This window comes from Parabacteroides sp. ASF519, from assembly GCF_000364265.2.
Lineage (GTDB): Bacteria > Bacteroidota > Bacteroidia > Bacteroidales > Tannerellaceae > Parabacteroides > Parabacteroides goldsteinii.
In genome coordinates this window covers 6,682,044-6,694,964 of the sequence record NZ_AQFV02000006.1, presented here as the reverse complement: position 1 = coordinate 6,694,964, position 12,921 = coordinate 6,682,044, and the positions used below count along the sequence as shown (strand labels likewise).

The 12,921-nt window shown below is 44.3% G+C and carries 14 protein-coding genes; 6 read left to right on the top strand and 8 right to left on the bottom strand.

Annotated features, from left to right (window positions below):
- Positions 1 to 50: 50 nt before the first annotated feature.
- Positions 51 to 944: a PfkB family carbohydrate kinase gene (locus C825_RS26965; protein ID WP_009859989.1), complete on the bottom strand. Its 894-nt coding sequence runs from the start codon at positions 942 to 944 to the stop codon at positions 51 to 53.
- Between the two features lie 109 nt (positions 945 to 1,053).
- On the opposite strand from C825_RS26965, the gene C825_RS26960 reads away from it, so the two are divergent.
- Positions 1,054 to 2,019: a helix-turn-helix domain-containing protein gene (locus tag C825_RS26960; protein ID WP_044215133.1), complete on the top strand. Its 966-nt coding sequence runs from the start codon at positions 1,054 to 1,056 to the stop codon at positions 2,017 to 2,019.
- A 320-nt stretch (positions 2,020 to 2,339) separates the two neighbouring features.
- On the opposite strand, the gene C825_RS26955 is transcribed toward C825_RS26960, so the two are convergent.
- Positions 2,340 to 3,623, bottom strand: coding sequence for a UDP-N-acetylmuramoyl-tripeptide--D-alanyl-D-alanine ligase (locus C825_RS26955; protein ID WP_010800842.1), 1,284 nt, complete (start codon positions 3,621 to 3,623; stop codon positions 2,340 to 2,342).
- Between the two features lie 119 nt (positions 3,624 to 3,742).
- Between C825_RS26955 and folP the strand changes: the two genes are divergently transcribed.
- The 5 genes from folP to C825_RS26930 all read left to right on the top strand — a co-directional run bounded on the left by folP (position 3,743) and on the right by C825_RS26930 (position 9,020).
- The gene (gene folP, locus C825_RS26950) at positions 3,743 to 4,597 is read left to right on the top strand and encodes a dihydropteroate synthase (RefSeq protein ID WP_010800841.1); all 855 of its coding nucleotides are present in this window, start codon (positions 3,743 to 3,745) and stop codon (positions 4,595 to 4,597) included.
- A gap of 35 nt (positions 4,598 to 4,632) precedes the next feature.
- Positions 4,633 to 5,418, top strand: a complete 786-nt coding sequence (gene cdaA, locus C825_RS26945) for a diadenylate cyclase CdaA (RefSeq protein WP_044215084.1) — start codon at positions 4,633 to 4,635, stop codon at positions 5,416 to 5,418.
- A 127-nt stretch (positions 5,419 to 5,545) separates the two neighbouring features.
- Positions 5,546 to 6,562, top strand: a complete 1,017-nt coding sequence (pta, locus tag C825_RS26940) for a phosphate acetyltransferase (RefSeq protein WP_009859984.1) — start codon at positions 5,546 to 5,548, stop codon at positions 6,560 to 6,562.
- A gap of 21 nt (positions 6,563 to 6,583) precedes the next feature.
- On the top strand, positions 6,584 to 7,783 hold the full coding sequence (locus C825_RS26935; protein WP_009859983.1) for an acetate/propionate family kinase: 1,200 nt from the start codon (positions 6,584 to 6,586) through the stop codon (positions 7,781 to 7,783).
- 73 nt (positions 7,784 to 7,856) lie between these two features.
- Complete coding sequence (locus tag C825_RS26930; RefSeq protein WP_010800840.1) at positions 7,857 to 9,020, top strand: putative hexosyltransferase; 1,164 nt, start codon at positions 7,857 to 7,859, stop codon at positions 9,018 to 9,020.
- Between the two features lie 130 nt (positions 9,021 to 9,150).
- On the opposite strand, the gene C825_RS26925 is transcribed toward C825_RS26930, so the two are convergent.
- The 6 genes from C825_RS26925 to C825_RS26900 form a co-directional block, all read right to left on the bottom strand.
- Positions 9,151 to 9,924, bottom strand: coding sequence for a UDP-2,3-diacylglucosamine diphosphatase (locus tag C825_RS26925; protein WP_010800839.1), 774 nt, complete (start codon positions 9,922 to 9,924; stop codon positions 9,151 to 9,153).
- Positions 9,921 to 10,238 carry an SUF system Fe-S cluster assembly protein gene (locus tag C825_RS26920; RefSeq protein WP_009859980.1) on the bottom strand — a complete coding sequence of 106 codons (318 nt, stop codon included), beginning with the start codon at positions 10,236 to 10,238 and terminating at the stop codon, positions 9,921 to 9,923. The genes C825_RS26925 and C825_RS26920 overlap by 4 nt, the downstream gene beginning before the upstream one ends.
- A gap of 70 nt (positions 10,239 to 10,308) precedes the next feature.
- The gene (radC, locus tag C825_RS26915) at positions 10,309 to 10,995 is read right to left on the bottom strand and encodes a RadC family protein (RefSeq protein WP_044215134.1); all 687 of its coding nucleotides are present in this window, start codon (positions 10,993 to 10,995) and stop codon (positions 10,309 to 10,311) included.
- 68 nt (positions 10,996 to 11,063) lie between these two features.
- On the bottom strand, positions 11,064 to 11,630 hold the full coding sequence (gene efp / locus C825_RS26910; protein WP_009859978.1) for an elongation factor P: 567 nt from the start codon (positions 11,628 to 11,630) through the stop codon (positions 11,064 to 11,066).
- A 166-nt stretch (positions 11,631 to 11,796) separates the two neighbouring features.
- On the bottom strand, positions 11,797 to 12,495 hold the full coding sequence (locus C825_RS26905; RefSeq protein ID WP_009859977.1) for an LrgB family protein: 699 nt from the start codon (positions 12,493 to 12,495) through the stop codon (positions 11,797 to 11,799).
- Positions 12,488 to 12,838, bottom strand: a complete 351-nt coding sequence (locus tag C825_RS26900; protein WP_009859976.1) for a CidA/LrgA family protein — start codon at positions 12,836 to 12,838, stop codon at positions 12,488 to 12,490. The genes C825_RS26905 and C825_RS26900 overlap by 8 nt, the downstream gene beginning before the upstream one ends.
- Positions 12,839 to 12,921 lie beyond the last annotated feature (83 nt).

The following is a 12,921-nucleotide window of genomic DNA, read 5'->3' as shown; positions in this document are numbered from 1 at the left end:
GGGGAAAATTCCCCACACAATAAAAAATATGGGGAATTTTACAGGCTCGTCTAAATTTCCGGAAACTTCTGTTCCGCCGTCTCCATGCAATGGATGACATCTTCTTTGCTTCCGCTGAAGGGACCGGAGGCTTCGATCTTGATGGTGGACATGGCGGCGGCAAAGCGGCCAGCTTCATCTATGGAAGCACCTTTGGCACGCTGATACAGGTAACCGGTCATATAAGTGTCGCCACAGCCGGTGGCATCAACCACTTCTCTGGGTTTGTAGGCCGGTATTTTATGGAATGTTTTTCCATCGTATATAACAGAGCCCAGGCTGCCCAACGTGATCAGTACTTCTTTTACTCCCCATTCATACATTTTCAATGCAGCACCGACAACATCGTCGTGGCCTGTGAGCACTTCCATTTCATGTTCGTTTGCTTTCAGAAAATGGATATATTTTAATGCTTCTTCCTTTTCTGTCCAGTCCACAGCGTAGACTTTCTTATCACGGACTTCGCGCAGATAACCTTGAGAGTCGGCGGATACGAGTCCTTTTTCAGCCATGTATTTCACGACATCCAGTGAGAAATCGTCGGCTAGCAGACTTCCCAGATGTATGATCTTGGCCTGTATATCTTTCAGATAATCGACTGTGAACGGGTCTGCTTTCGCCAGAACCCGCTGCGTGCGGTTATCCTGGTTCTCTCCGTAGATGTTCTCGAAATAAACGGAATGTTTGCTGGGCATAACCGCCACATCGATTCCTTCCGATCGTAACTTATCAACCTCTTTCATCTCCGATTCGGCTAAAGCCGTGATCAACGAATAATCGATGTCGTTGAAATGTTTGATTGCATGGGAGAAGTAAAAAGCGGTTCCTCCCGCCATGTGTACTGTATTTTTAGGGGTCACAATTTTATCCAGTGTGATATGACCTATACAACAAAGATCGTGCATATTATTATATTGTTTATAAATATACAAAAGTAGTCAAAAATGAGTATTGGTAGGAATGGTTCTTTATTTTTATTATTTTTGTCTACTGGCAATCATTAAAATTGTTATTATGAGTAAAGACCTGATTTACGAAAAGTTTATCAGCGCGATCAGAGAGAAAATGCCACATAAAGCGACCCTGACCAATGCTTTGGTTGATTTACTGTGTATAGAAAGAGAAGCTGTGTACCGCCGTATGAGGGGCGATGTGGCTTTTTCTTTTGCAGAGATAGCTGCGATCTGCAATAAGTTTGGGGTCTCGTTGGATAATCTGGTCGGAGGATGTGCGGCAAAGAGTCGTCCTTATCAGCTGAGTCTGGTGGAGTATGTGGAACCGATAGAGGATGATTTTAAAATGTGGGAAATGTATAACGAACGGTTGCGGGAAGCTGGCACCGATCCGTCTTCCTGCGGGGTGGAGTGTATGAACGTGCTTCCTACCACTTTCTTACTTGATTACGATTATATAACCCGTTTTTATCTCTGTAAATGGTATAATCAGTATGGCCATTCGGATAGGGCGGTTCATTTCTGCGATATAGAACCTTCGGAGAAACTGTTGGAGGTTCAGCGGATAACTGCGGCGGAATCGAAACATATTGGGAAGACTACTTATATCTGGGATCCGTTGATTTTTCAATACATAGTGAATGATATATTATATTGTCGCAGTATCCATCTGATAGATACTGAAAATATCCGTCTTTTAAAACAGGATTTACTCCGTTTCCTCGATAATATGGAATTAATGGCAACCCGTGGGGTATATAATGAGACTGGTAATCCGGTTTTGTTTTATATTTCGAATATTAATTTTGATGCCAGTTATAGTTATCTGGATTCACAGAATTTCCGGATCAGCATCATTCGGGCATTTATTTTGAATACGGTTGTTTCGCAGGACGAAAAGGCCTATGAGATTGTCCGTAACTGGCTTCAGTCATTGCTGAAAGCCTCTACCATGATATCGGTCAGTGGTGAACAACAGCGTATTTTGTTTTTTGAGAAACAAAGAAGGATTATGGATAGCTTGTAATTTAAATTAATCCGTATTTTAGTTGCGTTCATTAAATTAAGATTATCTTATTGATTTTCCTGTTGTCGATCTGTGGTTACTACCGACGGTTGGTAAGATCATTGTATTTATCATGCTGGGAGTTATCCTGCTCGTATTGTCTTTCCTGTATCAGAAGCTGAAGAAGGTATTGTTTATGGATAATCAGGAGGAAGGAACTACTTGATCATATTGGCTGCCGATAATTATGGACAGGCTTGTCGACAATTATGAGCAAACCTGTCGATAATTGTGAGCAGGCCTGCCGACAATTGTCGGCAAGCAAACAGGACAGACAGTTATTACAGAACTTCTATTGTCTTTTCCAATGCCATCCCGTGTGAACCTTTGATCAGGATATGGTATCCTTTTAACGGGTTGGCTTTTAATGCGTCGATCAATTCCTCTGTTGTGGCATAGGTGTCAAAGTCTTTGCCTGCTTTTTGGAAATGTTCTCCGCAGAGGAATACTTTATCGAATTTTCCGGCTTTGATTTCTTCTATCGCTTCGGCATGCAATTCGTCGCTAGCCGGCCCCAGTTCACGCATGTCACCCAAAATGACGGCTTTAGGGGATACCGGCATGGCTGTAAAGTTCTCTAACGCGACTTTCATGCTGCTGGGGTTTGCGTTGTAAGCATCGATCAGTAAGGTGTTGCTTGCTGTCTCTTTTAACTGCGACCGGTTGTTTGTCGGCTCGTAAGCGGCAATGGCGCGGCTGATGCGTTCTGCCGGAATTTTAAAGTAACGGCCTATGGCGACGGCGGCAAGCACATTATCCAGATTATATGCCCCGATCAGGTGCGTATCTACAGTATGAATTTTCCCCTGTTGTTTCCAGTCGAAAGTGAGGAACGGGTTACAGCTGATCACATGACCTGAAGCGAACGAAGTATCGTCTGCCCCGTAAGTGATTTGTTCGATCCCTTTAGCGATCCCCTGGAGGTCTTTATTTTCTTTCTTTATAAATATCTTTCCCTTTGTGCGGCGGATATAGTCATACAATTCCCCTTTTGTTTTTATTACACCCTCAAAGGAACCGAAACCTTCCAGGTGGGCGCGTCCGACGTTGGTAATGATTCCGTAGTTCGGCAAAACGATTTCTACCAGTTCTTTGATATCGCCCGGATGACTGGCCCCCATTTCGATAACTGCCATCTCATGATCGTGTGTCAGTCGAAGCAGGGTCAGGGGAACACCGATATGATTGTTCAGGTTGCCTTCGGTATAAAGCAGGTTGAACTTGGTGGATAATACGGCCGCCAGTAATTCTTTGGTGGTCGTTTTCCCATTTGTTCCGGTAATACCGATAATGGGAATACCTAATACTTTACGATGGCGGTGAGCCAACTGTTGTAAGGCAGTCAATACATTGTCGACCAGGATGGTGCGTTCGCCTGTGACATAGTCCGGGTTATCGATCACGGCATAAGAGCAACCTGTAGCCAGTGCTTTTTCTGCGTATTGGTTTCCGTCAAATCTTTCCCCTTTCAGGGCGAAAAAGATAGAACCACGCGGACAATTGCGACTGTCTGTCGTTATTTTCGGATGGTGTATAAATAATTCATACAGTTCTGAAATACTCATAGCTTTCTTTCGTTTGCTGATTATTAGAGAGCAAAAGTAGTAATTAAATGAAGAATGAGGAATGAAGAGGGAAGATTTCAGTGAGAATCGTGTATCTTTGCTGGAAATATAAAATTGGAATGTCAGATAAAACGCTCAATATTAAGGGAACACTCATGTCGCTCTCTACCCCGGTAGTGATGGGGATTCTGAATGTTACCCCCGATTCTTTTTATGCCGGAAGCCGTAAACAAACGGAAGCAGATATTGAAGAACGTATACAGGCTATATTGTCGGAAGGCGGTCAGATCATTGATGTCGGCGGATATTCGTCCCGTCCCGATGCAGAGGAGGTTTCGCCGGAAGAAGAGATGGAACGGCTGGCTTTTGCCTTAAAGATATTGAACGCACATTATCCGGAGGCTGTCGTATCGGTCGATACATTTCGTGCTGATGTGGCCCGTAAATGTGTGGAGGATTATGGTGTTGCCATCATAAACGATATATCGGGCGGCGAACTGGATCCGGCTATGTTCGGTACTGTTGCCGGGCTGAATGTACCTTATATTATGATGCATATGCGCGGAACCCCCCAGACAATGCAGCAGCATACCGGTTATACGGATATGATGGAAGAGATCATGCTGTATTTCGCATCGAAAGTACGTGAACTTCGTTTGCTGGGGGTAAATGATATTATCCTTGACCCAGGGTTCGGTTTCAGTAAAACGGTCGATCAGAATTACCTTTTGATGAATCGTTTACAGGAGTTCGGCGTGTTCGATCTTCCCCTTTTAGTCGGTATATCCCGCAAAAGTATGATCTACCGTTTCCTGGGAGGAACACCTGCCGACAGCCTGAACGGAACTACGGTGCTGAATGCTTTTGCCCTAATGAACGGCACTGATATTCTCCGCGTTCATGATGTGAAAGCTGCTGTAGAAACAGTTAAAATAATAACCAAATTGAAAGTCGAAGATCACGTTCATCCGTAATTTTCAATTCTCAATTTTCAATTTTCAATTAAATTATGTGGATGCATTTCGGAATAAAAGACCTGATCGATGTACTGCTGGTAGCCTTCTTCCTTTATCAGACATACAAACTGATGAAAAGTTCGGGCACGCTGGCTATCTTTAGCGGGGTCGTTTCGTTTATTGTTGTATGGATCCTGGTTTCGCAGGTGTTGGAAATGCGTTTGATGGGCGCCATACTGGATAAGTTTATCAGTGTCGGTTTTGTCGTACTGGTTATTTTGTTTCAGGATGAAATCAGGCGTTTCCTACTGGCCCTCGGTTCGCACCGCGGCTGGAAGTTTCTGGGGAAACTGTTTTCAAAAAGAGGAGCGGATAAGGAGAGTGAAGGTAAGTTTGTCGCTCCGGTGGTTCTGGCCTGTATGAATATGGCGCGTAAAAAGACCGGTGCCCTGATCGTTATCCAACAAGATGTGGACCTGTCGGTTTATGAACATACCGGCGAAATGTTCAATGCTGATGTGAATGCCCGTCTGATTGAAAATATCTTTTTTAAGAATAGTCCTTTGCATGATGGTGCCATGATCATAGCAGACGGAAGGATCAAGGCGGCTGGCTGTATCCTGCCGGTTGCGCAGAACGCCAATCTGCCGAAAGACCTGGGTTTGCGCCATCGTTCGGCACTGGGAATGTCGCTGGATACGGATGCTTTGATTATTATCGTATCGGAGGAACGCGGCAAGATATCTGTGGCTCATAACGGCAAGTTGGCAATCAATATCTCAGCCGAAGAACTCCAGCAAATCCTTTCCGGAGAGCGTGAAGTAGTGAATTACTGTTAAATGTTCTGAAAGTGGCAGGTCGGGATGCAATTCTTTTGCACTTTTTGCAAACTCTATGTTGCATTTTGTCTACTTTTGTACCCGCAAACAGTAGCAATTACTAAATTCTATAAAAATATCTTCCGCTATGGATTTAATGCAAGAGATTATTGCACGCGCTAAAGCTGACAAGCAGCGCATTGTTCTTCCCGAAGGAACAGAAGAAAGAACATTAAAAGCCGCCGACCGTTTATTGGCCGATGGAGTTGCTGACATCATTTTGATCGGAAATCCTGCCGAGATTTCTTCTTTGGCAGCAAACTACGGTCTGAACCACATCGGACAGGCTACTATTGTTGACCCCAAAAATCATGAAAAGAAAGCCGCTTACGCCGACCTGCTTTTCCAATTGCGCCAGAAAAAAGGTATGACTCCTGAAAAGGCAGCCGTTATGGTAGAAGATCCTTTATTCCTTGCCTGCCTGATGATCAAGGCCGGTGATGCCGACGGTGAAATTGCCGGTGCGCAGAATACGACAGGTAACGTGCTTCGTCCTGCTTTGCAGATCATCAAGACTGCTCCGGGCATGAGTTGCGTATCAGGTGCATTCCTTATGTTTACAAAGAAACCGGAATACGGAAAAGAAGGTCTTTTGGTTTTTGCCGACTGTGCCGTAATGCCGAATCCTACTGCTCCGGAACTGGCAAGTATCGCTGTAGCAACAGCAGCAACAGCCCGCGATATCGTTGGTGTTGAACCGCGTGTGGCCATGTTGAGCTTCTCTACGAAAGGCAGTGCTTCTCACGAAATGGTAGACAAAGTAGTTGAGGCTACCCGTCTGGCGAAAGAAATGGCTCCGGAACTGAAGATCGACGGCGAATTGCAGTCGGATGCAGCTTTGGTAGAATCGGTTGCTTCATTGAAGGCTCCGGGCAGCGAAGTGGCAGGAAAGGCTAACGTACTGGTATTCCCGACACTGGAAGTAGGTAATATTGCTTATAAACTGGTTCAGCGTCTGGGTGACGCAGAAGCTGTAGGCCCGATCCTTCAGGGTATGGCTGCTCCTGTTAACGACCTGTCACGCGGTTGTTCAGTAGATGATATTTATAAGATGGTTGCTATCGCCAGCAATCAGTCTATCGGCTTAAAAGCTGCTAAAAAGTAAAAAAGACACAACAAGAAAGATATGAAGATATTAGTATTAAATTGCGGAAGCTCGTCTGTTAAGTACAAGCTGTTCAATATGGACACACACGAAGTGCTGGCACAGGGCGGCGTAGAGAAGCTGGGTTTGCCGGGTTCTTTCCTGAAATTCACTCAGCCGGATGGCAAGAAAGTGATTCTCGAAAAGGAAATGCCTGAACACAATGCAGCTATCGAGTTCATCCTGAGTGTGCTGACTGACGATAAATACGGCTGTATCAAGTCGTTTAACGAAATCGATGCTGTAGGTCATCGTGTGGTACACGGTGGTGAAGCATTCAGCAGTAGTGTGGAAATTACTCCGGAAGTGATCGGTAAGATGGTTGAGTGTATTGATCTGGCACCGCTTCATAATCCGCCAAACCTGAAAGGTATCCGTGCTATGAGCGCATTGATCCCGGGAATCCGTCAGGTGGGTGTGTTCGACACTGCTTTCCATCAGACAATGCCGGATTATGCTTATATGTACGGTCTGCCTTATTCTCTGTATAAGAAATATGGTATCCGTCGTTATGGCTTCCACGGAACCAGTCATCGCTATGTATCAAAACGTGCTTGCGATATCCTGGGTGTTCCTTACGAAGAACAGCGTATCATTACAGCTCACGTAGGTAACGGTGGTTCTATCGCTGCTGTTAAAAACGGTAAGAGTATAGATACTTCTATGGGACTGACTCCGGTAGAAGGTTTACTGATGGGAACCCGTTGTGGTGATGTAGATGCCGGCGCACTTACATTCATCATGGATAAGGAAAAACTGGATGCCAAAGGTTTGTCCGATCTGATCAACAAACAGAGCGGTGTACAGGGACTTTCCGGTATTTCTTCCGATATGCGTGAAATCGAAGCAGCTGTTGCCGAAGGAGATAAACGCGCTATCATGGCATTGAATATCTATAACTACCGCATCAAGAAATATATCGGTGCATATGCTGCTGCTATGGGTGGTTGCGATATCCTGGTATGGACTGGCGGCGTAGGTGAAAACCAATGGGCTACTCGTCGTGTTGTATGTGAAAACATGGAATTCATGGGCATGAAGATCGACGTTGAAAAGAACGAAGGTATGCGTGGCGAAGAAATGGTGATCAGCACTCCGGACAGTAAGGTTACAATTATCGTTGTGCCGACTGACGAAGAATATATGATCGCTTCCGATACAATGGATATATTAGGTAAATAAATATTGGTAATTGATAAAGACCGAGGAAGGGTGTAAAAGCTTTTCTCCGGTCTTTTCATTAAAGACTACTATTATGCAGAAAATTATCTCTTTTTTGTTTTCTCTTTTCAGAAACAAAAAGTTTCTGGCTTTGTTGATTTTGTTCGGCATAGTAGTAAAATTATGTATGCTTCCTTTTTACCCTCAACCGGGGGATTATACTTTTTTCCTTCTGCCGTGGGTGGAATTTATCAAGTCGAACGGTTATTTTGAGGCTTTCCGTTATCCGTTTGCTAATTACACACCGGCTTATCTGTATTTTTTATTACTGATAGCTAAGCTTGGGGTAGCTCCTTTAGTGGGGATTAAATTGTTGTCTGTTCTCTTTGAGTATGTGGCTGCTTGGTTTGTGGGGGCGATTGCTTATCAGAAATATAAGGAAAATTGGGTGAGATGGTGTGCGTTTGCCGTGGTGCCACTTCTTCCGACAGTCCTGATTAATAGTTCCTACTGGGCTCAATGCGACTCTATTTATGCCTCTTTCCTGTTGGGAAGTATTTATTTTGTGATGAAGAAGCGCTCGCTTCTTTCCGTTTTGTTTCTGGGGATTTCTTTTTCCTTTAAATTACAGGCTGTACTTCTCTTTCCTTTTTTCTTTGTTTTGTTGCTGAGGAACAGGATTAAATGGTATTATTTTTTGTTGATTCCTGCTGTTTATCTGGTATCGGTTTTTCCTTCTTATATAGCCGGTCGGCCGTTGATGGATTTATTGTCTGTGTTTGTAAAACAGTCATCGCATTATGAGGAACTTTCTTTACAGTTTCCCAATATTTATATGTGGATCAGCAATGATTACTACGAACCGGTAAAATGGATAGGAATACTGTTTACTTTTTTGTTCGCGTTAATAGGAGGTGGATATCTGGCCTGGAAACGTCCGGTTAATTTGACGAACGAGTATTTGGTCCGGTTGGCATTGCTTTCGGCTGTGATTTTTCCTTTTATTTTGCCAGGAATGCATGAACGATATATGTATGCGGGTGATTTGCTGGCTGTTGTTTATATGTTGTATTTCCCCCGGAAATTCTATTATGCAGTGGGGATTCCTATTGTCTCTTTCTTTTCTTATGCACTTTGTACTTCGCTCAACGAGACATTGATTCATTATCTGGGAGTACCGATGACTATTTTTTATTTGTTGGTAATCATTGGCCTGATACGCGATTTTGTGCTATCCGGTAAGACTTCGGAAAAATAATCCTCTTGTTTTTGTCTATAATTAGAGAAAACTGTGTAACTTGCATCCGGTTAATAATAACTAATCCTCACAGCTTACAAAACACAGGATTAGTGTTTAGACTGCTCTGACACCGGTTGGGGCAGTTTTTTTAATCTTCAATTAGTTCGAACTGTTCAAGGAACAGATTTTCGCCATCCCATACGATATAAGAAAAGAGTGTCATCCAGTCGCCGGCGATCAGCAGGCGGGAGGTGCGTGAAAGCATCAGGTCGAGCATGATATGACGATGCCCGAAAATAAAGAAATTGATGTCCGGATGTGTTTTCAGATAGTCTTTAGCGAATAGAACCAGATATTCAGCTGACTCACCTTTATATTCGAGTGCATTTTCTTTTTCCAGTCCGCTTTTACGGCTGCTCAGTGACCAGCCGAGGGCAAAACCGAAAGTCCAGCGGGGATGAATGCCGGCATAAAGCCACTGGCAGAATTTGTTACGGAAAAGGGCACGGATAAAGCGGAAGGCTTTGCTGCGGTAGTCCACTTCGTCGCCATGGCCGAGAAAGAAACGCTTGCCCAGCAGATCGGTCGTCAATACGTCCCGATGGATCACTGCACCGATTTCATTGGGCAGGTAATCGAACATCCAGATGTCGTGGTTACCGATAAAAATATGGATTTCGATGCCGCTGTCCGATAATTCGGCCAGCTTGCCGAGGAAACGGGTAAATCCTTTGGGTACTACATATTTATATTCGTACCAGTAGTCGAACATATCTCCCAGAAAATAGATTGCCATAGCTTCGTCTTTGATGCTCTCGAGCCAACGCACCAACTTTTTCTCAACGGCCAGCGGGTCTTTATGAAAACGGGCGCCCAGATGGGCGTCCGAGGCAAAATATATTTTCTTCCGGGATGTATTCATAGGAAACCTAGTTCGAGTTTCGCTTCTTCCGACATCATATCCTTATCCCATTCCGGTTCGAATACGAGGTTGACTTCCACGTTGTTCACCCCATCTACCGATTCCACTTTCATGCGGACATCTTCCAGAATAAAATCGGCGGCCGGGCAATTCGGAGCCGTCAGGGTCATATCTATGCGGACGTTCTTTTCGTCGTCTATATCTACTTTGTAAATCAGGCCGAGATCGAATACGTTGACCGGTATTTCCGGATCATATACCGTTTTCAGCATGGCGACAATCGCTTCTTCTGTTTGGAGGAATTCGTTGTTCATCTTCTTTTAATTTGAATGCAAATATACATTAATATCTTCTATATAGTAAACCATAGAAAAGATAAAATGTTTACAACCCCAGTCGTCCTTCGTCTGCATAGCTGAAGTAGCTGCCGTCGGCAAGGATAATATGGTCTAATAAGTTTATTTCAAGTAATTCGGCGGCCTTATGCAGGCGTTTGGTCAGGGAGTCATCCTGCGAACTCGGGTGAGTGTTTCCCGAAGGATGATTATGGCAGAGAATAATACCGGCAGCCAGTGCGTTGATAGCTGTTTTCAGTATGATGCGCAGGTCGGCGGAGGTTTCGGCCGTTCCTCCCTGGCTGATCCGGGTTTTGCCGGTCACTTTTCCGGCCCGGTTTGTCAGGGCAATCCATAATTCTTCGTGAGGTAAATCGCAGAGCAAGGGGTGAAACAAAGAGTAGGCGTCGTGGCTACTTCGGATCGACTGGCTCAGGACCGGATCGGACAGGTTGCGGCGTTTGCCGAGCTCGAGTGCAGCGCATATTGTGATCGCTTTCGCTTCACCAATACCTTTGAAGCCGGAGATCAGTTCCCGGATTGTCAGTTTTGCCAATGCATTCAGATTATTGTCTGCCGTGTTGAGGATACGCTGCGACAATTGTACGGCTGTTTCATTGCTGTTACCCGAACTAATGAGGATGGCTAAAAGTTCGGCATCACTGAGAGAGGCGACACCTTTGAGTAACATTTTTTCGCGCGGGCGGTCTTCCTCTGCCCATTCTTTTATTTTCATAGCAATATGTTTTGGATAAGAAAAAATAGAAGGGCAGTCCATAAAACCGCCCTTACAATATATAAATATTATTCACGGATACGTCCTACGTAAGAACCGTCTGTTGTGTTGATTTCGATGATTTCACCTTCATTGATGAATAACGGAACACGAACTTCTGCACCAGATTCCACGGTAGCCGGTTTCAATGTGTTTGTAGCAGTATCGCCTTTTACACCCGGTTCTGTATAAGTTACTTTCAACTGTACTTTGGTAGGCATGTCAGCAAAAAGAACAGTATCTGTAGATGCATCGGAAACAACTTCCACAATCTGACCTTCGATCATGAAATCTACTCCGTTAATCAAGTCTTTGTCGATGATTACGTCATCGAATGTTTCCTGATTCATGAAGTGGTAATGTTCGCCTTCTGCATAAGTATATTGGTAAGGACGACGTTCTACACGTACATCTTCCAGTTTTTCACCGATATTGAAGCGGCGTTCGATCTGGCCTCCTTTTACTACGTCTTTCAATGTAGTACGCATAATTGTGTTACCTTTTCCCGGTTTTACGTGAAGAAAGTCTACACAGAAATAGAGTTTACCGTCCAAACGTATACAAGTCCCTTTTTTAATGTCTTGTGAATTAATCATATGAATATTTTTATTTATAATGTTTTTTTGAATTGTCTTCGGTCATTTTCGGGTACAAAAGTAGTGTTTTCCTCTTAAAGTACCAATATATGCCTATGTTTTTATTCAGAAATAGGTTGCAAATCAGTCTGATATGATTTCAGAAGGCACAGAAGAAGGTGTTATCCTAAAACAGGGAAATGATAAAACTGATTACCGGGACCAGAATGGCGGTCATAATTCCCATCAAGCCGATAGCCAGTCCGCTCAGTGCACCTTCGACAGCTCCGATCTGTATGGCAACGGAAGTTCCCAGTCCATGTGATGATGCTCCCAATGCCAGCCCTTTGGCGATCCGGCTTTCAATACCTAATACTTTCATCACGAACGGGCCGACAATACTGCCGAATATACCTACTGCTACAACGATAACGGCTGTTAACGAAGGCATTCCTCCGGCCTTTTCGGCAATACCCATAGCGATAGGAGTTGTAACGGATTTCGGTTGGAGGGTGGCGATCAATGCCTGGTCGGCTCCCATCAGGTCGCCGATCACGATCACGCTCACGATGCCGATAATGGCTCCGACGAATACGGAGGTGAGGATAGAGATCACATTCCCTTTCAGGTATTGCATCTGTTCGTATAAGACAAATCCCAATGCGACAACCGATGGTCCCAGCAAGAAATGGATCAGATGGCTTCCCCGCTGGAAAGACTCATATTCGATTCCCATCATTTTCAGTACGGCAATAATAACGAGGATAGATGTCAACAGCGGGTGCAGCAGGCTGATACGGGTTTTCTTATACAAAGCTAATGCCGCCATATAAGTACCGATCACCAATGTGAGTGAAAATACTTCCGATTGCGCGAGGTTATTCATTGCTTCCGACCTCCTTGCCGAGTTTTTGTTGGATAAGTGCGACACTCGCTATCACCAGGATCGTACTGACCACGGAGGCAGTAAGAATAACTGCCCAATATTGTGATATGACTCCCAGCGACGTCATAAGCCCGACGCCTGCGGGAAGGAAGAACAGCCCCATGTTTTCAGTGAGGATCGTGGATAGTTTTTTTACGTTGGCAGGCTTTACCAGCTTAAAGACCAATGCCAGGAATAACAATATCATACCGATCACGCTTCCCGGAATGAAACCGTCGATAAAGGAGCTGATAAACTCTCCGGTAAAATAGAAGAACAGAATGTAAAATGCTTGTTTTAGCATATCTCTTTACTGTTTAAATAGACACTGCAAAGATAACAGCTTTGCAGGAAATATGTTCTACAACATAGTAATTTAACATAAAT